This is a genomic window from Nocardiopsis sp. FIRDI 009 (assembly GCF_003386285.1).
Taxonomy (GTDB): Bacteria; Actinomycetota; Actinomycetes; order Streptosporangiales; family Streptosporangiaceae; genus Nocardiopsis.
Map to the genome: position 1 here is coordinate 26,632 of NZ_QPNC01000008.1, position 24,716 is coordinate 51,347.

Sequence of the window (24,716 nt, forward strand, 5' to 3'; positions counted from 1 at the left end):
CCCGGCTGCGTCGGCCGCTCATCGCTTCGCCCCGGCCGTCGCGTACCGCGGCCGTGTCTCCTCCCCGGCCAGCCGGTAGGCCAGCCAGGAAACCTCCCTGTGCACCGATCCGAGGATCGGTGGTTCCGTTCGCCTTGCCACACGGACCTCCCGGTGGTTTCCGCCGAGCTCGCGTCCCGCATTCAGTTTGCGTGGTCAGGCCGCTCCAGCGCCACCCCAATTTTCGGCGGGACGTCCGGAAAGCGCGTGTCGCCGCTTTCCTCCACCCATTGTGCGCCGTCCGCACCGCGTTTCACGGTGCCGCCGCGCCGAACACCGGGCGTGAGATATCGGTGGATAGAGTGCGAAGTATGCGTGAACTTCGCTACCCGCCAGCAGAGCGGCTGGACATCGTCGACACCCTGCACGGCCGTACGGTCGCCGACCCCTACCGGTGGCTGGAGGATCCCCAGGCCACCGAGACCAAGGAGTGGTCCGCAGCCCAGGACACCCTCTACTCCGAGGCGTCCTCCCGGTTCCGGACACGCGACTGGTTCGCCGAGCGGGTCCGGTCACTCATGGGCGCCGGGCACGTCGGCGCTCCCGTCTGGCGGGGCGAGCGCCGGTTCTTCACCCGCCGCACGGCCGACCAGGAGCACGGCGTCCTCCACGTCCAGGACGGCGACGGGCCCGAGCGCGTCCTGCTCGACCCCGGCGCCCTGGACCCGAGCGGGCTGACCACCCTCGACTCCTGGAAACCCGACCGCTCCGGACGGCTGCTGGCCCACCAGCTCTCCGAGGGCGGCGACGAGGAGTCCGCCCTGCGGATCATGGACGTCGACACCGGCGAGACCGTCGACGGACCGATCGACCGCACCCGCTACAGTCCGATCGCGTGGCTGCCCGACTCCTCCGCCTTCTACTACGTGCGGCGGCTGCCCGCCGACCAGGTCCCCGAGGGCGAGGAGGGCTACCACCGGCGCGTCTACCTGCACCGGCTGGGCACCCCCACCGACCAGGACGTCCTCGTCTTCGGCCAGGACCGGGACAAGACCGAGTACTTCAGCGTCACCGTCAGCCGCGACGGACGCTGGCTGATCCTGCTGGCGGTCCGCGGCACCTCCTCGGCCACCGACATGTGGATCGCCGACCTGTCCGAGGGCGACCCGGGCGCGCCCCGGCTCACACCGGTCCAGGAGGGCGTGGACGCCGCCCTGTCCGCACACGTGGGCCGGGACGGGCGCCTGTACCTGTACACCGACCGCGACGCCCCGCGCGGACGCGTGTGCGTGACCGACCCGGCCACCCCCGGCACCGAGCACTGGACCACCCTGATCGCTGAGGACCCCGAGGCGGTCCTGGAGGACTTCGCGATCCTGGACGGACCGCGGATGGATCGGCCCGAGATCCTCGTCGGCTGGAGCCGCCACGCGATCAGCGAGGTCACCCGCCACGACCTGGCCACCGGTGCACGGCTGGGCGTGCTGGAGATGCCGGGGCTGGGCAGCATCGGCGGGCTCATGGAGCGGCCGGAGGGCGGCCACGAGGCCTGGTTCGGCTACACCGACAGCACACACCCCTCGTCGGTGTACCGCTACGACGCCCTCAGCGGCACGGTGTCGAGCTGGGCGCAGGCCCCCGGAGAGATCGACCCGCCCGAGGTACGCACCGAACTGGTGACGTACACCTCCAAGGACGGCACCCCGGTGCGCATGCTCGTGGTCTCCCCGGCCCAGCCCGCGGACGGACCCCGGCCGACCATCCTGTACGGGTACGGCGGCTTCCGCATCTCCCTGACCCCCTCCTACTCGGCCTCGGTCCTGGCCTGGGTGCGGGCCGGAGGCGTCTACGCCACCGCCAACCTGCGCGGCGGGCTGGAGGAGGGCGAGGAGTGGCACCGCGGCGGGATGCTCGCCAACAAGCAGAACGTGTTCGACGACTGCGCCGCGGCCGCCGAACACCTGATCGCGACGGGGGTCACCACCCCCGAGCGGCTCGCCGTCATGGGCGGGAGCAACGGCGGACTGCTGGTCGGCGCGATGGTCACCCAGCGCCCCGACCTGTTCGCCGCCGCGGTGTGCTCGGCCCCGCTGCTGGACATGGTGCGCTACGAGGGATTCGGCCTGGGCCAGCTGTGGAACGTGGAGTACGGCAGCGCCGACGAGCCCGAGGAACTGGAGTGGCTGCTGGGGTACTCGCCCTACCACAACGTGCGTGCGGGCACCCGCTATCCGGCGACGCTGTTCACGGTCTTCGACAACGACACCCGCGTGGACCCCATGCACGCCCGCAAGCTGTGCGCGCTGATGCAGTGGGCCACCTCCGCGTCCCCGGACGAGCGGCCGGTCCTGCTGCGGCGTGAGTCGGAGGTCGGGCACAGCTCCCGCTCGGTGAGCCGGAGCGTGGCGCTGAGCGCCGAACAGCTGGCCTTCCTCGCCCACCACCTGGGGGTGTCGGCGGCCTGACCGGCGGCTCCGGCCGCCGCGGGGAGATCCACGACACACGCCAGACGCCCGGTCAGTGGAACGGCCTCCTGGGGGAATTGGGACAATCGGTGGAGTCCACCCCCCAGGAGCCGCCCACGAGAGGAACACGGGACGTGACACAGATCGAGGCCGGAGGCAACGGGACCGCGACCGTGCCGCAGCGGCACGTCCACCTGGCCCAGGTCCGCTACGCCGACCTTGACCCCCAGCATCACGTCAACAACGTGCGGATGCTCACCTACCTGGAGGACGCCCGGATCTCGTTCCTGCGGTACGGCGGCACGGTCGATGAGGGCGAGGAGGTCTTCGGCGCCATGGTCGTGGCCCGTCAGGAGGCGGACTACGTGGCGCCGCTGCTGCCCCGCAAGGACCCGGTGCGGGTGGAGCTGTGGGTGACCGAGGTGCGCAACGCGAGCTGCACGCTGGCCTACGAGATCCGCGACGACACGACCGTGTACCTGCGTGCCAGGACGGTGCTGGTCGGGTTCGACGTGCCCACGCAGAGGGCCCGGCGGCTCAACGACACCGAGCGCGCCTTCCTCGCCCAGTACGCCTGAGCGGGGCGCTCCGGGCCCTGACGGAGGCTACTTCAGGGAGATGGAGACGGTCTCGCCCTCGTCGCCGTCGCGCCCCTCGCGCGAGGCCACCGACAACGACGTCGGGTCGGCCACCGCCGGAGCCGTGGCCTCCTCCGGGACGTTGACCATGCTGTGCGCCGCCATGACCATGTACTCCCACATCTGCCGGTCGAGGGCCTCGGGCAGCTCCAGGGAGTCCATCGCGGCGCGCATGAGCTCCAGCCAGCGGTCGCGCTCGGCGGCGCCGATGCGGAACGGGAAGTGCCGCATCCGCAGCCGCGGGTGGCCGCGCCGCTCGTTGTAGGTGCGCGGGCCGCCCCAGTACTGGATGAGGAACAGGCGCAGGCGCTCCTCGGCGGGGCCGAGGTCCTCCTCCGGGTACATGGGCCGCAGCAGGGGGTCGGCTGCGACGCCCTCGTAGAAGCGGCGGACCAGGCGGGTGAAGGTCTCCTCACCGCCCACGGCCTCGTAGAACGTCGTTCGCACCGGCCCCTCGCCCTGGTTGTGGTGATCGTCTCGCGCGGAAGTCATCGTCCCCCAGGGTATGCGACACTCCCCGCCCCGTCAGGCGGGCCGGTGGGGTGGGAGTGCCGGCGCCCCCGGGTGGTTCACGGGCGGGTCAGCGGGACGGAGGGGCCAGCAGGTCGGCCAGGAGGCGGGCGCGGGCCCGGCCGGGGAGGTCGTCCTCCGGGTCGGACCGCCAGGTGCAGCCGACGCTCAGCGCGGCCACCCGACCAGTGTCCATGACCCGGCGTACCGCCCCCACCACGGCATCGGCGGAGGGGCTGCCGGGGGCGGGGAAGAGCGTCCCGGGCACCTGGTCGGGGTCGATGACGTCCAGGTCCACGTGCAGCAGGAGGGGGCCCTCCACGAGCGCGTCCGCGGCCACGTCGGCGACCGCGCTCACCCGCACCGCCGAGGTGCGCAGGTACTCGGCCTCCGGCGGGTCGAGGTCGCGTCCGTCGACGAGGAGGACCCGCTCCTCGGGGACGTCGCGCAGGCCGAGCCGGTCGGTGGCCGGGTCCGGGCGGTAGCCGGTCAGCACGCGCAACGGGATCCCGCCCGCGTACCCCGAGGCACTGGTCTCCATGGTCTGGACGTCACCGTGGGCGTCGAACCAGACGACGGAGGCGTCCGTACCGGCCCGTTGCAGCCCCGCCGCGGTGCCGAGGGCCACCATGCAGTCCCCGGACAGCACGGTGGGGACCCGCCCGGCGCGCACGTGGTCGGCGACGTGCTCCGCGACGACCTCGTGCAGGGCCGCCATCCGCGTCCACACGTGACCGTCGGGCAGGTCTGCGGTCACCGTCACGGCCTCCTCCGGCAGCGGCGGCCGCAGATCGGGCAGGTACTCGTCGAGGTGGTAGGGCACGCGCAGAATCGTCATGGCGGGACGATAGCCGCGTCCCACCCCGCACAACACCGGTTTTCTCCGTTCCGACGGGCGCCCCGACCGGCCCGTGGCACGCGGAAGGCCCCGTGGACCAGGCCGGAACCGGTCCGCGGGGCCTCGCGTGCGCTGTGAATCAGTCGCGGGTGAGCTTGCGGTGCGTGACCGCGTGCGGGCGCGCGGCCTCCGGGCCCAGACGCTCGATCTTGTTCTTCTCGTAGGACTCGAAGTTGCCCTCGAACCAGAACCAGTTGGCGTCGCCCTCCCAGGCGAGGATGTGCGTGGCGACGCGGTCCAGGAACCACCGGTCGTGGGAGGTGATCACGGCGCAGCCGGGGAAGTCCAGCAGCGCGTTCTCCAGCGAGCCGAGGGTCTCCACGTCCAGGTCGTTGGTGGGCTCGTCCAGGAGCAGGAGGTTGCCGCCCTGCTTGAGGGTGAGCGCCAGGTTGACGCGGTTGCGCTCACCGCCGGAGAGCACACCCGACGGCTTCTGCTGGTCGGAGCCCTTGAAGCCGAACGCGGCGACGTAGGCGCGGCTGGGGATCTCGACCTTGCCGACCTCGATGAAGCTCTCGCCGTCGGAGATGGTCTCCCAGACGTTCTTGGTGTCGTCGATGCGGCCGCGGTACTGGTCGACGTAGGAGATCTCGACGGTCTCGCCGACGTTGATCTTGCCCTCGTCGGGGGTCTCCTCGCCGACGATCATCTTGAACAGGGTCGTCTTACCGACACCGTTGGGGCCGATGACGCCGACGATACCGTTCGGCGGGAGCGAGAAGCTCAGGTCCTCGATCAGGACCCGGTCGTCGAAGCCCTTGGTGAGGTTCTTGACCTCCACGACCGTGTTGCCCAGGCGCGGGCCCGGCGGGATCTGGATCTCCTCGAAGTCCAGCTTGCGGGTCTTGTCGGCCTCGGCGGCCATCTCCTCGTAGCGCTGGAGACGGGCCCTGCTCTTGGTCTGGCGGGCCTTGGCGTTGGAGCGGACCCACTCCAGCTCCTCCTTGAGGCGCTTGGAGCGCTTGGCGTCCTTCTGCCCCTCGACCTTCAGGCGAGCCTGCTTGGTCTCCAGGTAGGTGCTGTAGTTGCCCTCGTAGGGGTAGAACTGGCCGCGGTCCAGCTCCAGGATCCACGTGGCGACGTGGTCGAGGAAGTACCGGTCGTGGGTGATGGCGACGATGGTGCCGGGGTACTTGGCCAGGTGCTGCTCCAGCCAGTTCACGCTCTCGGCGTCGAGGTGGTTGGTGGGCTCGTCCAGGAGCAGCAGGTCGGGCGCCTCCAGCAGCAGCTTGCACAGGGCGACGCGGCGCTTCTCACCACCGGACAGCTGGGTGACGGAGGCGTCCCCGGGCGGGCAGCGCAGGGCGTCCATGGCCTGGGCGAGCTGGCTGTCCAGGTCCCAGGCATTGCGGTGGTCGAGCTGCTCCTGGAGCTTGCCCATCTCCTCCAACAGGTCGTCGGAGTAGTCGGTCGCCATCTTCTCGGCGATCTCGTTGAAGCGGCTCAGCATCGCCTTGGTCTCGGCGACCCCGTCCTCGACGTTCTCCAGAACGGTCTTGTCGGGGTCCAGGTGGGGCTCCTGGGCGAGCAGACCGACGGTGAAACCGGGCATCAGTCGCGCTTCACCGTTGGACGGCTGCTCGATGCCGGCCATGATCTTCAGCAGCGTCGACTTACCCGCACCGTTGGGCCCCACGACGCCGATCTTGGCTCCGGGCAGGAACGACCCCGAGACGTTGTCAAGGACGACCTTGTCGCCGTGCGCCTTGCGCACGTTTTGCATGGTGTAGATGTACTCCGGCATGTCTTCCAGACTAGGGTGTCGGCGCCTGTGCCGAGACCTGTGCGGATCGCGCTGCACGGCGGCCCTGCGGAGCTCGGCGGGTCACGCACTGGAACGCCTCGCACCCGCCCGATCTTCCCGTTCGCGGAAGCCGTCCGAGAACACGGGTGCGCGGGTGCGGACGGCAGGCGAGGGACCCGCCCGCCGGCACGGCCCCTCTCCGCGGTCTCGGCACGTGTTCCGCGCTCGCCACCCCGTTACCGCTCCCGCCTCCGCGACAGCGGGGGGCGCACCCGGCACGGGTCCCGATCACCCGGTCCACGAGGATGTCCGGGCGGTCGCGCTGGACGTACCGCCAGGTTCCGTCCCCGTCCTGCCCTCCCCAGGTCCAGCCGTCCTTCAGGCCGAGGGCGACGTCGCCCGGGTAGACGGGACCGATCAACGCGCGTTCCACGTCCCCACCGCACGTCCGGGGGAAGCGCCGCCACTCCGGGGTGAAGGCCGGCCCTCGCAGTGACAGGAGGGCGTCCCGCGCCCTGTCGAAGGGATCGGGTCGGGTGTGCGGCCTCGTTCGGAACTGCTCGATGTCGTCCATGGCCCCGGCGTCCGGCTGGCATCCGTCACTCGCACAGCGACTGATGGGCTCCCGTCGTCTCACGGACAGGGTCGGGGCGCTGTGGCCACCATCCGAGACATGACGGCCTCGGAGCGGCGGGCACCTCTGGAAGGACTCCCCCGATGACCGACCGCTTCCACACATCGCCCCACTCCACGTCAGGCGGGAACCGTGTCGAGGTCAGCGGAAGGTCGGGACACCTGGGTGCGCGACACCCAGAACCGTGGCGGGGGCGGCCTCTCCTTCGACGCCTGCGAGTGGCGCGCGTTCCCGGAAGCCTCCACGAACCCCTGACCCAGCCCCACCGCGTCGGTGCGGCCCCTGCCTGGCGACCAGGTGGCGGCCCCGTCGGTCAGCTGCGGGGGCTCCCCTCACCCACCCAGGGTGTCGGTCACCCGCTTGCCGCGCCCGTCCTTGGTGATCGTGAAGCTGTCGACCACCTCACCGTCGCGGGTCTTGGCGACGTAGTCCAGGCGCGTGCCGTCGACGGACACGATCTGGTACGTCTGGGTCTCGCCGCGCTGCACCCGGACCTCGGCGCCGTTGTCGACCCAGACGGCATCGTCCACGCGGTACATCTTCGGCCCGGTCACCGCGACCACGTAGACCGGGCCGGTCTGCACGTCGGGGTCCCCGGTGCGGTTGGCGACCATGTTCCCGCGCCCGTAACTGTGGTCGTGTCCCTGGAGCACCAGGTCGACGCCGTAGTCCTCGAAGACGTCGAGCCACCTCTCGCGCAGCGGGCCGTTGTCGCGGCCGGGGGTGCTGGAGAACACCGGGTGGTGGAAGGTGACCACGGTCCAGCGCTGGGGGTTGTCCGCCAGCACGCCGCGCAGCCACTCCTCCTGACTCCCGAGCCAGCCGTCCTGGTCGCCCCCGGGAGCGTAGGCGTAGTTGCTGTTCAGCACGATGAAGCGCACACCCTGGTGATCGGTGTAGTAGACGGTGCCGTCCAGGGCCTCGTGATCGGGACCGTTACCGGCGCCGGGGAACTGGAGCGGCCAGTGGCCGCTGAGTTCGCGCCTGCTGTACTCGTGGTTGCCCGGCGCGGCCACCTGGTTGACACCGCCGGTGGCCTCCACCCCGAAGGCGTCGTACCACTCGCCCCACTGCCGGTCGTTCTCCGCGCTGTCGACCAGGTCTCCGGAGTGCACGGCGAGTTCGGCGTCGGGGGCGTCGGCCAGCGCGGCCCTGATGGTGGGCGCGGCGCCGGAGGAGATGTCGTTCTGCACGTCGCCGAAGTAGAGGAAGCGGAACGGGTCGGAGTCATCGCCCGCCGTCGTGAAGGTGTGCCAGTCGCCGAGGACACCGTCGGCGTCGCCCACGCGGTAGCGGTAGGCGGTGTCGGGGTCCAGTCCCCGCACGGTCGCGCGATAGTGCGTACCTCGGCTGCCGCCGGTGCGCACGCCCGCCACGCGCCGGATCCGGTCGGAGTCGGCCACGGCCGCGATCTCCAGGACGGGAGCGTAGTCATCGGAGGCACGCCAGGTGACGGTCTGCGAGGTGCCGGGGTCGGCGGTGGGCGACAGGGTCACGCGTTCCGCCGTGGCGGCCAGCGTCGGCGCGACCGGGGCGGTGCCGAACGCGAGGGTCAGGGCGGCGACCAGTGCGGCGCCACGCCGCGCGACCCCGGAAGGCGGAGCTGGTGAGCGCATGGGATGACTCCGTGTGAGGTGGATCGGTCACGGACCACCATAAAGAACCATTGGCAACTCAGAGTAAATAGACACATACTCTATGCATCTATCGTGTGAAATCCTCCCCCAGCGCCCATCGGAGGTGCGCGGCCCACGCTGGTGTCGTGGACCGGTCGTCGTCGCGGTACGGGCGGGGGACACGACAACGTCCTCGTCGGCGGACCGGTGACCGGTCCGCCGACGCCCGCCCGCCGCGGGTCCTCGGCTCATGCCGGTCGCCGCGCCGCACGCCGTGCGGCGCGGGCTCGCCCTCACCGATCTCGACCAGCTTCTTGGGGCTCATCAGGAAGACCCCCCACGTGGTGCTGCAGTGGTACATGAACTCCACCGGCTCCTTCCAGCCCTCGTGCCGGAACAGCACGATCGTGAAGCCGTCCTCCTGCGTGGGCTCGAAGCTGATCCGCGTCCCGATCCACTCCTCGGGACCGTCGACGACCTCCCACAGCACCCGCTCGACGGGCTGGGCCTCCAGCACCCTCACGTCGGATCCGCCGGGTTCGAAGCGGAACCGGACCGCTCCCCCGACACCGGGGTCGCCGTCCGTCTCCTCCGTCCACGCTGCCCGGCACCGACCGCCGCACCTGCATCGGGGAGGGCAACTCCCAGGTGCTCGACCACATCCTCATCTCCCCGTCCCTGGTCGACAGCGGGTACGACCTCGACGCGGCGCACACCAACGCCGAGTTCGCCCCCTCCGCCCGCGCCAGCGGCCACGACCCCCTTGATGGTGCGACTGACCCTGCCGTGACCATCGACCGGGCCGTGGGTCGGGGTGTCCTCCCCGGCCGCGCACCCCCGGGGAGCGCGGAGGGGAGATCCGCTGACTCGGGCGGGTGTTCGCCCATCGGGCCGCGGCCGAGGACGGGGCTCCCCGCGGTGCCGCGCTCCGTCGGGCATGGCCGAGCCGGTACGGACTCCCGGCCGGTCCGCCGACGCCGCCCCCTCCGCACCCGCGCCCCTCCACGGTGACCGCCCGGAGAGCGGTCACCCCCGAGGTGACACCGAACCCGGGTCAGGGGCCAGGGCCGCACTCACCCGGGCCAGCCGGGCGGGCGACAACGCGCGGTTCCCGGGGTTGCGCGGCGACCATCCGCCGTCGTTGATCCGCGAACCGTCCCCGCCCGTGGTCCACCGCACGGGACCCCACGGCTCCTGTTGTTCCAGGAGGGCGACCGCGAACCCGTCGGGATCCTCGACGCCGGTCCGGGGGCGCAGCGCCGCCGCCAGGCGTTCGACGGCACCGTCGGGCACGGCGGAGTCCCCAAGCGCCGGTAGCAGCAGGAGCAGACGACAGTCCGGGTCATCGGTGCTACCGCCGGCAAGCGCGCTGTCCGCGGCGGCGACCAACTCCGACCAAGACAGTCCGGGGCCCATGAAGTGACCGTCGAGCCGGGCGACCAGTTCGGCCTGAGCCCACTCGGGACGGTGGACGAGGAAGTCGATTCCGGGATCCTCGTCGATACGGTGGACGACATGCAGACGACCGGCGGCGAGTGGGACGGTGAAGACGGGCCAGGCCCCCTCCTCCCCCATCTGCTGCCGGAAGTCGTCCACGGCGTCGGGGTCCGCGCCGAACAACAGGTCCTCGGCCTCCTCCTCCCGCACGCTGGAGTAGAGGTGTTCCCACCAGAACAGGGGCTGGTCGAGAAGCTCGGGGCGGTGGGTCAGAGGGCCGCCGTCGTAGCCGGGGAGCCGCTCCGGGCGGGGGGTCGCGCTGTTCTCCATACGGCCCATCATGCCGTTCACCGGTGACACCGCCGGAGTCGGCGCGGTACGGGACCCGACGTCCCTGACGCCCGGAACGGCCCGGCGACGTCGAACCCCCGTCCAAGCGAGGGCCCCGGCCCACCAGCACGGTGGTCCCGGTCCGGGGGCTCTCCCCCGCCCACACCAGGCGGGTCGCGACAGCCGGGCGCGATCAGTCGCCCTCACCCCAGTCCTCCTTCCCCTCCGTCCACCGGGGGGCGGCCTGCCGCCACCGGCGCACCGGCAGCCCCCAGGCCAGGGCCCGGCTCATGAGCAGCGCCATCGAGTACCCGGGGTCAGCGTCCAGGGCGACGTCCAGGGCCGCCGACGCCAGCGCCCGGTCGTCGCGCTGCCAGGCCGCCACCGCCAGCAGCGAGGCCGGAGCCGCCCGCAGGTGTTCGGGAACGTGCCGAGCGACCCGGCTCCAGAGCCGCTGGTGCGCCTGCGCGCTCGCGGCGGTGATCCTGGCCCACACCTCGTCCCGCACACGCGTGTGCGTCAGGTACACGCCCAACGCGGCCACCTCCCCCGGATCGGTGACCCCCTCCGACCGGTACTCCGCGCGGACGGCGGCGCGGACCGCGGGCAGCCCCAGATCGACGAGGCCGTCACAGTCGCGGCCGTCACGCCCCCGGACGCGCGCGGCCACCTCCGCCGCCGCCTCGGCCACCGCGGCGCCGACCGGGCCGGAGACCGGTTCGAGGAGGGAGCGCACCCGCGCGGCGTCGGGCACGGCCGTGTGGAACGGGGCCAGGGGCGTGATCCCGCGCAGGACGGCGTCGGCGGGGGCGGTGGAGCGGTCCACATCGACCACCGTGCCCTCGGGCGGGCAGCAGGAGGTGTCGGAGCAGGTGTAGGACCAGTAGCGGCCGTCGGTGACCCGGAGTGCGTCCAGGACGGTCATCCCGCGCCCTCGGGCCGCCGCCAGCAGACCGTCGACGTGTGGGGTGACCAGCTCGGGCGGGCCGAACGCCACGACCAGCAACGTGTCGCAGCCCTCCGCGGCGGCGCGGTCGACGGCCGGGGGCGCGCTCCGCGAGCCGGGCGGGATCCCGTCACCGTCCAGGTCCGCGCACAGAACCGCGTGCACGCGTCCGTTCCGCAGCGCCAGGACCGCGATCCCGGGGTCGGGCGGCCCGCCCGCGAGGTAGGGCAGGACGGCGATCACGTCGGTCGGGGTGGTGAGCCGGAGCGCGTCCGGGGGCCGACCCGGCGGGCCGGTCGCCGTGTCCCCGGCGGGCCGGGGTGGGGGAACGGGGGCGGACTCACCGCCGGGAGGGGAGGGGGCGGAGCCGCGTCCGGCACCGCCGCGGTGGTCGGGGTCGAAGGGATCTACCGGGTGTCCGTGGTGGTCGGAGTGCATGTTTCCACGGTGCGTGAGCGGAGGGTGACGCGCAATGGGGATCCGTGGGCTGTGGACAACCCGCCCGGGAAGAACCGGCGGCCCCTCCCGGGTCCGGTCAGTCGACCTCGCCCACGGGACCGCCCCGGCCCGGCAGACCGCCCTCCCTGGGCCCGGGTATCGTGCCCGGCATCCCCGGGCGGCCGGCGGGCAGGCACACCCGGTTGCGCCCGGTCTCCTTGGCCCGGTACAGCGCCAGGTCCGCCGCGGTCAGCAGCTCCACGAGGTCGTTGCCGTGCTCACCGATGACCGCCGCCCCGATCGAGACCGTGATGGTCACCGGCACGTCGTCCACCGAGATCTCCATGCACCCGACCTGGGCGCGCAACCGCTCCGCCGCCTGCCACGCCTCCGAGGTGTCGGACCCGGGCAGCAGCACCACGAACTCCTCGCCGCCGAAGCGGCCGAGCAGGTCGGACTGGCGCAACTGCTGCGCGATGGTCGTGGCCACCCCGAGCAGCACCTGGTCGCCGAACAGGTGCCCGTGGTTGTCGTTGACCCGCTTGAAGTGGTCGATGTCGATGATCAGCACGGCCGCGTACCCCCGCTGCGCGCGCGCCCGGGCGATCTCCACCGACGCCTCCTGCTCCCACGTCGGCGCGTTCAGCAGCCCGGTCTTGGGGTCGGTGCGCGCCGCCATCTGCAACTGCTGGAACAGCAGGCTGCGTTGCAGGAGCAGCACCGGCGGAACCGCGATGGCCAGCAGGAACAGGGTGAGCTGGGCGAGGATCGCCACGGTCACGCCGACACATAATTCGACGGCGTCGACCGTGCACGCCTCCCGGTCCCACATGGGCCGCAGCGTCGTACCCGGCCCCATGCTGATCCGCGCGGCCAGGGCGACCAGGAACGTGTTCAGCACGGTGAACGCGGCACAGCACAGCACCGCGACCAGCACCCCCGCGCCCGTGGCCAGCCTCTCGTGCGCGTCCGGCACACCGCCCATCGCCTCCCACAGCCCGTCGGCGGCCACCAGATGCCACATCACCGACGCCAGGAAGCCCGACAGTCCGATGGCCGTGGCGTTGAAGACCCTCCGGTGCACCAGGGCCCGCCTGGCACGCAGTTGCAGCAGCAGGAACACCGGGATGGGGACGATGAGGGAGTACACGGGCGGCAGGAGCAGCACGACCGGGAACCACCACGCGCCCAGCAGGTCGCGCGCGAACCCCGCGGGCACCCCCAGACGGCGGATCGCCTCCACACAGATGCCCGCGCACATGGTCAGCGCCAGGAGGGTCACCACGTCCGCCAGGATCACGGTCGTCAGTGCCGCCGCCGCCCCGAACAGGAACAGCGCCGCGAACAGGAGCAGCCCCATGTAGACGATCAGGCCCCGGGGTTGCTGGAGGATCGGCCAGCGCGGCCGTTCCCCGGCGGCCGCGCCCTCCGCCGCCAACGGCTTCTCCGAGATACTCACGGCTCCATCCTCCCTCCCTGTGTCACGCTCCGCAGTCCAACCCCTACACGTGCTACTGATAGGCGAACCACCTCCTTCGGTTCTCCCTTCGACGACCCGATTTCGCGCTGAGTTCCGCGCCGCCGCCGCGCGGCGACCGGCACGGCCGCCGCGGCGCGGGCGAGTACGTCAGCACGGCCCGACGCTCCACCCCCACCACTTTACATTACGTTGGGTAATAGCTTAATTGCTGATTGTATGATCGGCGCAGGCAGCGACTAGATTGGCTCGGGACGCCCGGAGCCCGCGGGGCGGGGGTGGAACCGGGCTCCGAGACGTTCTACCGTAGGATCCGGCTTCGATGGCCGTTTTCGGACCCGAGGTGCCGACCGACCCAGCGTCCCGCCCCTTGGGGACCGGCACCGCCCGATCGGAGGAGGACACATGTACAACAGCGTGCACTGGACCTGAGACCCGACACGGCAAGACCCGGGGGCGGGTGGCACGCGACGTGCCACCCGCCCCCGGAGCGTTCCGGCGGTCCCCGACGACCGCCCGCCATCGATGTCCGCGCCCGACGGCGCGGGGTTCTCAGCGCCTCACGACGACGCCCTGGCCACCTCGTGGGCGGCCCGGAACGCCCGGTACCGCGCCAACTCGGCCTCCATCGGTTCGACCACCCTGCGGCGCGCGATCTCGGCGACCCGCTCCCCCGCGGTCCGCTCCACCTCCTCGCGACGCTGGACGGCCGCGACCTCGACCAGGTTGCCGCAGCCCACCCCCGTCAACCAGCCGACCAGCAGGGACGCCGCCACCAGGGCGGCCGAGTAGCCGACGAACACCGGCTCGTCGAACATCGCCAACCCGGTGAGGCCGCCCGCGATCCAACTCGACAGCGCCACGACCGCCCACACCAGGCCGAGCCCGGCGACGGTCAACAGGGCGTACTGCGCCGCCCGGGCCATCCGCCACCAGGGCTGGTTCCGGTCCGGGTCGCCGACCGCGCCCGAGACCGCCTCCCCCAGCTCCGCCGGAAGCCCGGCGGCCCCGCTGAGCGCGGCCGCGCGCATCCGGCGCCGCCACAACGAGGGCATCCCCTCCGAGACACCGTCGGCCGCCTCCCCCAGAACCGTCTCCAGCTCGGCGGAGTGCGCGTCGACCGGACCGCCCACACCCGTGTCGCCGTCCTGGCGCAGGAAGTCGAGCTGGACCGCCGCCAGCGGGTCCTTACGCAGCTTCGCCGCCATCCGAGCGACCGGCCAACCGACCTCGCGCCTGCCGCGCCTGACGTCGTTGGTCTCGGTCACGTCGGCCACGGCCCTGACCCCGGCGGCCCCGGCGAGCCCGCTCCGGACCCGTTCGGCCACCGGTTCGGGCACCGCCTCGGGGATCTCCCCCTCACCGTGGAACTCGTCGAAGTCCACCACCACCTGGTCCAGGTCGGCGACCAGCCGGTCCACCAGCGCCCGACGTTCGCGCACCGTCTCACCGAGGAACTCGCGCAGGTCGCGGATGCCCTTCCCGGTGACGGTCGAGGTGGTGATCACCCGGGGATGCACGCCCGACTCCGTCTCCATCAGACGCCGCAGGTCGGTCAGCAGCTCCTCCAGCTCGTCCGGCTCGACCCGGTCGACCTGGTTGAGGACCGCCACCGTGACGGCTCCGTGCCCGGCCATCCGGGCCAGGTAACGGTGGTGGACGGCCGCGTCGGCGTACTTCTGCGGGTCCAGGACCCATACGAGCAGGTCCACCGACCCGATGAGCCGGTCGGCCTCGGCGGTGTGCATGCTGCGCACGGAGTCGTGGTCGGGCAGGTCGAGCAGGACCAGACCGGTCAACTCGGAGTTGCCCGCGTCCAGGACGCCGGTACGCGAGTGGCGGTAACGGGTGGGCACACCCAGCCAGCTCAGGAGCGCGTCGGCGCCCTCGTGCCCCCACACGCAGGCGTGGGCCTTGGACGTGGTGGGGCGGGTGACCCCGGTCTGCGACAACTCCAGGCCGCACAAGGCGTTGAACAGCGACGACTTACCGCTTCCGGTACCGCCCGCCAGGGCCACGACGGTGTGCTCCCCGGACAGCCGCAGGCGCGCACCCGCGTGGTCGAGCAGCTGCGCGGAACGGGCCACGACCTCCTCCGGCAGGTCCTCCTGGCCGAGTTCGACCATGGTGGACAGCGCGTCCAGACGCTCGACGAGCTCGGCCCGGGTGACCGTCCTGGCGGACCGCCAGTGGTCGTGCGTGGTCGGACGGTACTCGTCGTCCTCACCCTCGCCCGCCGGGTCCGGCCCGGCGACCCTGTCGGACTCGACCGCCCGATCCGGATCAGCCCCCCGGTCGGACTCGGCCGCCCCGTCCGTCTCGGCGGCACCGACGCCCCCCACGGCCCGGAAGGCGCCGGAGACCGCGGACGGCCCGGGGACACGGCGGGGCAGGGGCCCGCCGTCCTCCTGCTCGGCCTCAGGCCGCGCACCCGTCCGGGCGGGCGGCCCCGAGCCCGGGTCAGGGGCGGCGTCCGGCTGACCGGTCCCCGGCCCGACCGGGGTGTCCCGGCCCTCCTCCCGCCGACCGGCGCCCCGCCGCTCCACGGACACCTCAGCCACCTCAGCGGCCTCAGGCGCCTCGGTCGAGGACACACCAAAGGAACCCCCCTCGGCGGTCGCGTGGTCCGCCTCGGCCGCGTCACCGTCCTGACCCGGGGCGGGAACCCACTCCGGGGGCCTGCCGGACACCACGGGAAAGGCCCCGGTGGTGCGACCGGCGATCTGGGCGTCCTCGGCCGCCTCGGCGAGGCTGCCCACCCACCCGGCGAGACCGTCCGGATCGTCCCCCGCGTCCGGACCAGCGCCGACATCGCGCGCCTCACGGCCGTCCCCGGCCCCCCGCGCACCGCGACGACCCCGCTCACCCCTGGTGCCGCGCACGCCGCGCCCCCCGCGGCCGCTCCGGGCGTGACCGGAGTCCGAGACCTCGCCCGCGTCGGAGCCGCCGCCACCACCGCCGACGGGCGCCCCGCCGTTCCGGTCCGGGGACACACGGGCGTGCCGCCCCGGACTCCGACGGGGAGCGGTCGACTCCCCGGCCGGTGCGGCGTCCGGGTATCCCGAGATCCCGTCGTGCGCCGTCTCCGCCGGAGCCTCGCCGGACCCGGACCCGGACCCGCGTCCGGGATGTTCGGGAACCGGAACCGTGTAGCCCCGCCAGGGGCCGCTCTCGGCCGACCCCGACGCGCCGCGCGGCACGCGGTCGTCACTCACCGCTTCGGACCTGCCCGTCGATTGGACCTCGTCCCCGGATTCGGAGGCGCCGGTCTCCCCGGACGCCCACGCGGGGTTCCACTGAGTCGTCATCGTGAAATCTCAAGGTTGTACGTGGCCTGATAGAGCTGGACGGCGCTGTCCTCGGAGGGGATGCCAGCCGACGCCAGGGTGCTGTCGAAGGGCGCGCGCTCCTGGGCGAGCAGCGCCTCGATCCGCCCGCGCAGGTTGTCGCGGGCCGCCGTGCCCATGCTACGGAGGGACTGCGCCCCGAACAGCCCCTTGAGCAGTCGCTGCGGAGAGGGCCCGGAGGACTCCGCCGCGTGCGCGCCGCCGCCGGACCGGGACCGTTCGTAGCCCAGCAGGTCCATGATGAGGACGAGCGCGACGATGTCGTGGTCGAAGGTGACGAACCGGGCCACCGAACGCTTGGTGGCGCCGCTGGCCGCGGTCATCTCCGCGATCTCGCTCTGCCACTCGGCGAGCTCCTTGCGGAACCGCTGGGCCAGGAGCCCCCCGCCGGGCAGCGCGCGCGCCTTCTCGGCCAACTCCTCACCGCCCGGCATCTCCCGCCACCGCGCCTCGATCTCGTGCCCGGCGCGCTCGGACGCCGACACCACCAGCGCCGACAGGGAGTCGCGGACCGCCTCCTCCAACGCACCGACCCGCTGTCCCCGTTCGAGTGACTCCGCGCGGCGCCGCCGCGCCCGCCTGCCACGCAACCGCAGACTCCTGGCGAGCTCGCCGCTGGCGGCCACCTCCTGCCACCGCGCGAGGAGCGAACCGCTGAGCAGGGAACCGTCGGCGAGCCCGGCGTCCACGTGGCGGCGCGCCTGGGCGTAGGCGTCGTCCACCGCGCCGCTGAGCACCCGCCCGGCCTCCACCTGCGCCTCCACCTGCCGCGCCAGCTCCGGCACCCGGGAGCGGAAACTGTCGATGACACCGACGAAGGTACGGCGCGAGACCCGGTCACGCTGGTCGGCCTCACCCGCCACGTCCGCCAGATAGGTACGGATGGGGTCGGCGACGTTGGCGGTGAAACGCTCCCCCCTGACCTGGTCGGTCTCGGGGATCGCGAACCGCGCCGCCCCACCCAGGCCGTTCGCCTCCAGCATCGCGCCGAAGTGGTCGAGCAACTGGCGGCGGCCCTTGCGCGGGACCCGGGAGAGCACGACCGCCAGCGACGTGTCCCGGTCCCGCGCCACCTGGAGGAACTCCCACACACGCGCGTCGGCGTAACGGGTACTGGTGGTGACGAACACCCACAGATCCGCCGCGTCGAGGAACTTGGCGGCGAACTCGTGGTGGGCGGCCACCGCCGAGTCGACGTCCGGGGTGTCCAGCAGGGCGACCCCGCGCGGCATGGCCTCGCTCGCCGCGAGCACGAGCATGCCGTCCTTGCCCGGCATGGCCAACCCCTGCTGACGCACCCGAGGCAGCGCCGGGATGAAGGACGCCTCGCTGAACCAGTCCACGTCGGCCGGGTTGCACGCCAGGACCGGGCTGTTGGTCGTGGGCCGCCGCACCCCCGTCGTGGTGACCTGCTCACCGACCAGACTGTTGACCAAGGTGGACTTGCCCGCGCCCGTGGAACCGGCGACCGCGATCAGCAACGGGATGTCGGGCCGCCGCACCCGGGGCAGGACGTAGTCGGACAGCTGCGCCAGAACATCGGCCTGGAGCACCCGCCCCTCCTCCGCCGCGGGCAGGCCGTCGGCGAACCTCAGATCACGGATCTGGGTGCGCAGCGACTCCAGGACCTGTTCGAAACGGTCGCTCCCCCGGGTGGCGGCGGCGTGCCTGCCCGGCCCCCCGCTGGCGGCGGTGTCGGCCGCGGGTACCGAACCCGGGCCCGGGACGGGATGGTCGGAGGTGGCGGCCGGTCCGGTGCCGAACCGGTCCGAGGCACCGGAGCCATTGGCGTCCGGTGCTGCCGACGGCCGGGTCATGATCGGTCTGCCCTCCTCATCGGTGCTGACGGTCCCCGCCGCACGGACGTCGAGCGCCGCTGACGGGGGTCTCACTGGAGATCGCGCCCGGTCGCCAGTCGACGCGTCTCGAACTGGGTCCCCGTGTGCAGTATGTCAAGATCCCGCGCCGTTTTGACCACTTCTCCGATGATCACCACCGCCGGGGGCCGAACTCCGGCCGATCGGACCGAGGCGGCGATGTCCGCCAGCGTACCCGTGACCGTACGCTGCCCAGGCAGCGTGGCCTCCTGCACCACGGCGACCGGGGTGTGGGCCGGACGGCCGTGCTCCACGAGCGCCTCGGTGATCGCCTCGACCCGCTCGACCCCCATGAGCACGACCACCGTCCCGCCCGCCCGGGCCAACCCCCGCCAGTCGACGGTGGAGCGCTCGTCACCCGGGGCCACATGCGCCGAGACGATGTGCACGTCCTGGGCCACCCCCCGATGGGTGGCGGGGATGCCCGCGCTCGCCGGAGCGGCCAGCGCACTGGTCACACCCGGGACCGCGATGACCGGCACACCCGCCGCGGCACAGGCCGCGGCCTCCTCCCCGCCCCGCCCGAAGAGGAAGGAGTCACCGCCCTTGAGCCGGACCACGAACTTGCCCCGGCGGGCACGGTCGACCAGGACGTCGTTGATGTCCCGCTGGCTCATCGACCGTCCGTAGGGGATCTTCGAGGCGTCCACGATCTCCACGTCCGCCGGCAGACGGTCCAGCAGCGAGGTCGGCGCCAACCGGTCGACCACCACCACGTCGGCCTGGGAGAGAAGCTGCTGCCCGCGGACCGTGATCAGACCCGGATCACCCGGACCGCCACCCACCAACGCGACCCCGCTGAACCGCTCACGGCCGCGCCGCGCGTCCAGGGTGCCGTCGGCGAGCCCGTCGGTGATGGCGTCACGCAGCCCCGCGGCCCTGCGCGGATCACCGGAGGCGACCACCCCGACGGTGATCCCGCCCGCGCTCCCGGTGGCGGGCGTCCAGGCCGAGGAGGCGTGCCGGTCGTCGGCGCGCACGCACCACACCCGGGCGGACTCGGCCTCCCGCGCGATCGCCGCGTTGACGTCGGGATCGTCGGTGGCGGCGTGCACCAACCAGAAGACCGGGGCGTCGGGACCCGACACGTCACCGGGGACGTAGGCCCGCCGCTCCCACGTGATCCGGCCCGCGGCGGCCAGGTCCTCCAACGCCGCCGAGACGGCGGGCGCCACGAGGGTGACACGCGCCCCCGCCTCCAACAGGACCGGAACACGACGCCCGGCGACCCGCCCCCCTCCGACCACGAGGACGTCGCGGCCCTCCATGCGCAAACCCAGCAGATAGGTCACGGTCGCGCCCCTTCCGTCGTCCGTACCGGCCCCCGGCGACGACGGCGGGGTGCGCGGATGGTGCTCCATCGCGCCGCCGGCGATGTTCGGCGATTGTGCGAGTCACCTTGTCAAAGAGGTATTACACCTGAGTAAACCGGTGCGCGCGCCCGATGTGAGCCCGACCGCACCCGGCGGCGGCACGGCCGGGCACGGCCCCCGCACCCCTCAGTCGAGGGTGGACACACCGGCGTCGTCGAAGGTCGCCACATCACGCAGGACGCGCGCGGACGCCTGGAGGATCGGCAGCGCCAGCAGGGCGCCCGACCCCTCCCCCAACCGCATCTCCAGGTCCACCAGCGGACGCAGGTCCAGATGGGCCAGGGCGAGGGTGTGCCCGGGCTCGCTGGAGCGGTGACCGGCGAAGCACGCCTGGACCGACTCCGGGGAGATGGCCGCCGCCGCGAGCGCGGCCGACCCCGCGATGACCCCGTCGAGCAGAACCGGGACGCCCAGGGCGGCACCGCCCAGGACGAACCCGGCCAGGGCCGCGTGCTCCAGACCGCCCAGGGCGGCGAGCGTGCCGATCGGGTCGGCCGGATCCACGGGGTTGGCCGCCAGGGCGCGCCGCACCACGGACACCTTGTGCTCGAAGGTCGCGTCGTCCACGCCGGTCCCCCGACCGGTGGCGTCCTCCGGCTCGGCCCCGGTGAACGCGCACACCAGCGCGGCGGCCGGGGTCGTGTTGGCGATGCCCATGTCCCCGGTGACCAGGCAGCGGTTCCCCGCCGAGACGAGCTCCCGCGCCACCTCGATACCGCCCTCCAGCGCCTGGAGGGCCTGCTCGCGGGTCATCGCCGGGCCCCGGGTGAGGTCGGCGGTACCGCGCGCCACCTTGCGGGGCAGCAGACCGGCGGCCCGGGGCAGGTCCCCGGCCACGCCCACGTCCACGACGGTCACCTCCGCGCCGACCTGCGCGGCGAAGGCGTTGACCACCGCGCCCCCGGCGAGGAAGTTGTGCACCATCTGGGCCGTGACCTCCTGCGGCCACGGGGTCACCCCCTGGGCGTGCACACCGTGGTCACCGGCGAACACCGCGACCGCGACCGGTTCGGGGATCGGCGGCGGACACACACCCGCCAGCCCGGCGAGCCGGACCGACACCTCCTCCAGGACCCCCAGGGAGCCCTTCGGCTTGGTCATGCGGTTCTGCCGGTCCCTGGCCTGCTCCACCGCGCGGGTGTTCAACGCTCCGATGGCGGCGATGGTCTCCTCCAGCAGGCTCGTGGGCTCCTGGCCGGGCAGACCGCGGCGGCCGTAGCGGTCGCGGTGCACCGCCCAGGACAGGGGGCGTCCGCCCGCCGCGTCGTCCGGGCCGGTTCCCGGCTCGGTGGGGAACTCCTCGACGTAGCCGACGCAGAGGTAGGCGACCACCTCCAGGTGCGAGGGGAGATCGAGGACGCGGGCGACGTCACGCTCGTCGACGTGGCTGATCCAGCCGACCCCCAACCCCTCGGCCCGCGCGGCCAGCCAGAGGTTCTCCACGGCGAGCGCGGGCGAGTACCCGGAGCTCAACGGCTGGGCGTGGCGGCCCAGGGCGTGGCGGCCGCCCCGGGAGGGGTCGACGGTGACGGCGATGTTGAGCGGGGCCTCGACGATCGCCTCGACCTTCAGGCCGGTCAGCGTCCGGGCGCGGGACCCGGGCAGCGCGCGCGTGTGGTCGTCGCGCTCGGACTCGGCCAGGTCGCGCACCCGGGCCCGCACCGCGGGGTCGTCGATGACGAGGAAGTCCCAGGGACGCGCGCCGCCGACGCTGGGCGCCTGGTGGGCGGCCTCCAGGACCCGGGTGAGGACGTCGTCGGGGACCGGGTCGGGACGGAACCCCCCGACCACGTCCCGGCGCTCGCTGATGGCCCGGTAGACGGCGGCGCGCTCGGGGTCACCGTAGGCGTGGTCGGCCGGGGGGCCGGAGGTGACGGGCGCCGAGGCGGCCTGGGGGCGCGGACCGGTGTGCCCGGGCTCCGGGCGGGGCTCGGCTGCTTGGTGTGCGTGCACGGTGTTGCTCTGCTCCGCTTCGGTGGTCGTGGGACGCGGCTCCGCGGATCCTGGCGCGGTGGTTCGCGGGGGCGGTTCGGGGGCGGCGGGCGCCGCCTTCGGGGTGCGTTCGCGATCGCGCCCGGCCCCTCGCTCCGAGGCCGGGCTCCGGTCACCCCCGCGGAACGGGATGACGTTGGGGCCCGGCCGGTCGTCGGCGGGGGTCGGCGCGGCGGTGGGAACGGGCTCGGGGGCGGGAGAGGACACCGCCGGCGCCTCCGCGCCCGCCTCCTCCGGCGCGGGGCCGGTCGCGTCCGCGCCCGGGGCCGCGGACGCGGGTTCCGACGGGGGCGGCCCGGCGTCCGCCCCCCGCTCTCCGGCATCGGGTTCGGCGACCGTCGGGATGGGTTCGGTGGGTGCGGGGGTGGCGGGCTCCGGGTCGGACGGCCGTGGTGACGGGCGGAACGGGTTCGTTCCGCCACCGCTCCGAGGCTGGGTCCCGCGCCCCGGCTCGGGCAGGCCGTCCAGGAGTCCGCCGAGTTCCGGGGCCGCCCGCCCGCTCCGCTCCCGGGGCTCGGCCCGGCCGTCGTCGCGCCGGGCCGACCCGCGGTCACCGTTGGTCATGATCGCTCCCCGCAGAGGTGTGCCGACTGCCCGTTGTCCACCTGATCCGACATAGACCCGTAAGCGTAGTCCGCGACGTTCGTTCCGTTCACCCGGGCCCCCACCAGGGCTGACCGCCCCGAACGGGGTCGCATCCGTACCCACTCTGCCAGAGCCCGACCCAGAACACCGTCCGCGCCGCATCCGCCCTGCGGCCCGACCCCAACGACCGGGACGGCGTGCCGAAACCCCCTGTGGACGCGGGTCTGTGCGAGGCTGTCCGACACCTCCCCGCGCCCCGGGAAGGGCCTGGCCCCGCCCCGCGTCGGGCGACCGCTCCCGGACGTCCGTCCCCACCCACGGCAGGGCCTGACGACCACCGCCAGCCGACAAGGACGACGTATGCGACGCCGCTCATTCCTCACCGGTTCCACCGCCCTCGCCGGACTGACGGCGCTCGGCACCGCGCTGCCCGCCCGCGGTCCCGCCCTGGCCGACGCCGCCCCGGAGATCCCCCGGGTGATCGCCGAACCCTCCCCCGTCTCCGGTGGCCTCGTCCGGCCGGACACCCGGTTCGACATGGTGACGGTGGCGCGACCGGCGACGGCCACCGCCCGGCCCGCGATCCGGTTCGCCAGGGACGGCGTCCTCGGCCCCTGGGAACCGCTGCACCTGCACACCTCGGGCCGGGACGACCGGGAGCCCGTCTCCTCCGCCCTCGTCCGCGCGCCGGAGGGGGCCACCGGCTACGAGGTGCGCGGCGGCGCCCGGACGTCGGCCCTCAACCTGGGCGACGGGGAGGCGCTCCGGTTCGACGGCCCCGCCCGCACGTCCCTGGCGGCGTCGGACGAGGGGTACCAGACCCTGGGCGGCTCCCCCGGGCGCCCGTCCGCGCGGTTCGTGACCCGCGCGGGCTGGGGGGCGGACGAGTCGTACCGCTTCGACGACGAGGGCAACGACCTGTGGCCCGCCGAGTTCCACCCGGTGCAGGCGATCACCGTGCACCACACCGCGCTGGCGACCAGCGGTGACCACGCCGCCGACGTGCGGGCGGTCTACCACCTGCACGCGGTCCAGCTGGCGTGGGGGGACATCGGCTACCACGTGCTCATCGACCCCGACGGGACGGTCTACGAGGGCCGCCACTCGGGTGAGGACGGGGTGCCGGTCTTCTCGGCCCGGCCCGGCCCGGGTCGGGCCGCGGCGGTGACGGCCGGGCACGTCTACACGTTCAACCACGGCAACATCGGGGTGTGCCTGCTCGGCGACTTCACCGACGAGCTGCCCACCCGCGCCGCGCGGGACTCCCTCGTCAACGTCCTGGGCGTGCTGTGCTCGGTGACGGGCCTGGACCCGGCGGCTCAGATCGAGTACGTCCGCCCGGGCACCGGGGAGACGACACCGGCCCGGACGATCTCGCGTCACCGCGACTGGCTGGACACCGACTGCCCGGGCAACGCGTTCTCGGCGGTGTTCGACACCGAGGTCCGCCAGCGGGTCGTCCGCGGACGTGCCTGAGGCGCAGCCGAATGGGGGAGGCTCTTCGAGGACTCCCCACTCTGTGTGTCCCGGAACGCGGACAGGGCCTTTACGTCGTAGATCACGGACGAACGCCGATGCTCCGTGCATAGGGTGTGCGCATCATCCGACGACCGAGGACCCACGACACCCATGCCCGAGACCCCACCGCCCTCCCCCGCCAAGCCGACTCTGCCCTCCGTGATCCTGGAGACGGAACGGCTGAGACTGCGCGCGTTCGTCGAGGACGACATCGACGACGTCCACCTGATCTACGCCGACCCCTCCCTCCAGAGGTGGGTGCCCCTCCCCGAACCCGGCGTCCCCTACACCCGGGAGAACGCCGAACGGTGGTGCCGGCTGGTCGCCCCCGCCCTGCGCGCCGACGGGGACGGGCAGCACTGGGCCACCGTGGAGAAGGACACCGGCCGCCTGGTGGGATCGATCGGCCTGCTGCGCACAGACTGGGCCGCGTTGCGGACCGAGGTCGGCTACGCGGTCGCCCCGTGGGCGCGCGGCCGCGGGTTCGCCGCCGAGGCGGCCGTGGCGGTCTCGCGCTGGGCGATCGACCAGGGATTCCAGCGCGTGGAGCTCAAGGCGGCCACCGGGAACACGGGGTCGCGGCGGGTGGCGGAGAAGGCCGGGTTCGTCCTGGAGGGGGTCGAGCGCAACGCGATGCCGCTGCACGAGGGCCGCACCGACCTGGCCGTCTACAGCCTCGTCCCCTCCGACCTGGACCGCTGACCGAGCCGCCGAGCGGGCGGTGGCGGCGCGTGCCGCGCACCGCCCGGGAAGGCGGGTCCGGAACGGCGCGACCGACGCCGCGGACGGCCGCGGGCCGCGCGCGAGGGACCCGGCCGGCAACCGCTGGGAGCCGACCGAGGTCGCGCTCCCACGAGCCGCACGCGAGGGACCCGGTCCGACACGCGGCGCGCGCCCGCCGGGCGAGTGGAG

General features: G+C 73.3%; 16 protein-coding genes. 4 read left to right on the forward strand and 12 right to left on the reverse strand.

All coding sequences use genetic code 11. The features are described 5' to 3' along the window. Positions 1 to 350 precede the first annotated feature (350 nt). Both DVR05_RS05225 and DVR05_RS05230 read left to right on the forward strand, forming a co-directional pair. Positions 351 to 2,444 (forward strand): prolyl oligopeptidase family protein, encoded by a 2,094-nt coding sequence (locus tag DVR05_RS05225; protein WP_116244672.1) that lies wholly within the window; start codon positions 351 to 353, stop codon positions 2,442 to 2,444. Between the two features lie 134 nt (positions 2,445 to 2,578). Beyond that, the gene (locus DVR05_RS05230) at positions 2,579 to 3,022 is read left to right on the forward strand and encodes a thioesterase family protein (protein WP_116244673.1); all 444 of its coding nucleotides are present in this window, start codon (positions 2,579 to 2,581) and stop codon (positions 3,020 to 3,022) included. A 27-nt stretch (positions 3,023 to 3,049) separates the two neighbouring features. Here the strand turns inward: DVR05_RS05230 and DVR05_RS05235 are convergent, their stop codons facing one another. From DVR05_RS05235 to cobT, 12 genes are all read right to left on the reverse strand, one after another. Beyond that, entirely contained in the window at positions 3,050 to 3,574 is a 525-nt protein-coding gene (locus tag DVR05_RS05235) for a globin (RefSeq protein WP_116244674.1), read from the reverse strand. 88 nt (positions 3,575 to 3,662) lie between these two features. Continuing rightward, positions 3,663 to 4,430, reverse strand: a complete 768-nt coding sequence (locus DVR05_RS05240; protein ID WP_232831995.1) for an arginase family protein — start codon at positions 4,428 to 4,430, stop codon at positions 3,663 to 3,665. A 139-nt stretch (positions 4,431 to 4,569) separates the two neighbouring features. Continuing rightward, a complete protein-coding gene (gene ettA, locus DVR05_RS05245; protein ID WP_116244676.1) occupies positions 4,570 to 6,234 on the reverse strand; it encodes an energy-dependent translational throttle protein EttA in 1,665 nt (554 codons plus the stop codon). Positions 6,235 to 7,200: 966 nt separating this feature from the next. Further along, positions 7,201 to 8,484: a metallophosphoesterase family protein gene (locus tag DVR05_RS05260; protein ID WP_116244677.1), complete on the reverse strand. Its 1,284-nt coding sequence runs from the start codon at positions 8,482 to 8,484 to the stop codon at positions 7,201 to 7,203. Positions 8,485 to 8,572: 88 nt separating this feature from the next. Further along, a complete protein-coding gene (locus tag DVR05_RS26925; RefSeq protein ID WP_198659051.1) occupies positions 8,573 to 9,007 on the reverse strand; it encodes a hypothetical protein in 435 nt (144 codons plus the stop codon). A gap of 503 nt (positions 9,008 to 9,510) precedes the next feature. Then, entirely contained in the window at positions 9,511 to 10,251 is a 741-nt protein-coding gene (locus DVR05_RS05270; RefSeq protein ID WP_232831996.1) for a hypothetical protein, read from the reverse strand. A gap of 193 nt (positions 10,252 to 10,444) precedes the next feature. After that, positions 10,445 to 11,635 carry a DUF4192 domain-containing protein gene (locus tag DVR05_RS05275; RefSeq protein ID WP_116244678.1) on the reverse strand — a complete coding sequence of 397 codons (1,191 nt, stop codon included), beginning with the start codon at positions 11,633 to 11,635 and terminating at the stop codon, positions 10,445 to 10,447. A 97-nt stretch (positions 11,636 to 11,732) separates the two neighbouring features. Then, on the reverse strand, positions 11,733 to 13,094 hold the full coding sequence (locus DVR05_RS05280; RefSeq protein WP_116244679.1) for a GGDEF domain-containing protein: 1,362 nt from the start codon (positions 13,092 to 13,094) through the stop codon (positions 11,733 to 11,735). 578 nt (positions 13,095 to 13,672) lie between these two features. Then, the gene (locus DVR05_RS05285) at positions 13,673 to 16,420 is read right to left on the reverse strand and encodes a GTPase (RefSeq protein ID WP_116244680.1); all 2,748 of its coding nucleotides are present in this window, start codon (positions 16,418 to 16,420) and stop codon (positions 13,673 to 13,675) included. Continuing rightward, on the reverse strand, positions 16,417 to 18,276 hold the full coding sequence (locus DVR05_RS05290) for a GTPase (RefSeq protein ID WP_116244681.1): 1,860 nt from the start codon (positions 18,274 to 18,276) through the stop codon (positions 16,417 to 16,419). Before DVR05_RS05290 ends, DVR05_RS05285 begins: the two co-directional genes overlap by 4 nt. 71 nt (positions 18,277 to 18,347) lie before the next feature. Continuing rightward, entirely contained in the window at positions 18,348 to 19,628 is a 1,281-nt protein-coding gene (gene cobA, locus DVR05_RS05295) for a uroporphyrinogen-III C-methyltransferase (RefSeq protein WP_116244682.1), read from the reverse strand. 207 nt (positions 19,629 to 19,835) lie between these two features. Next, positions 19,836 to 22,265 (reverse strand): nicotinate-nucleotide--dimethylbenzimidazole phosphoribosyltransferase, encoded by a 2,430-nt coding sequence (gene cobT, locus DVR05_RS05300; RefSeq protein WP_116244683.1) that lies wholly within the window; start codon positions 22,263 to 22,265, stop codon positions 19,836 to 19,838. A gap of 381 nt (positions 22,266 to 22,646) precedes the next feature. Here cobT and DVR05_RS05305 point away from each other — a divergent pair, with 381 nt between their 5' ends. After that, the gene (locus tag DVR05_RS05305) at positions 22,647 to 23,762 is read left to right on the forward strand and encodes a peptidoglycan recognition family protein (protein WP_116244684.1); all 1,116 of its coding nucleotides are present in this window, start codon (positions 22,647 to 22,649) and stop codon (positions 23,760 to 23,762) included. 153 nt (positions 23,763 to 23,915) lie between these two features. Beyond that, positions 23,916 to 24,506, forward strand: a complete 591-nt coding sequence (locus tag DVR05_RS05310; RefSeq protein ID WP_116244685.1) for a GNAT family N-acetyltransferase — start codon at positions 23,916 to 23,918, stop codon at positions 24,504 to 24,506. The last annotated feature ends 210 nt before the right edge of the window (positions 24,507 to 24,716 follow it).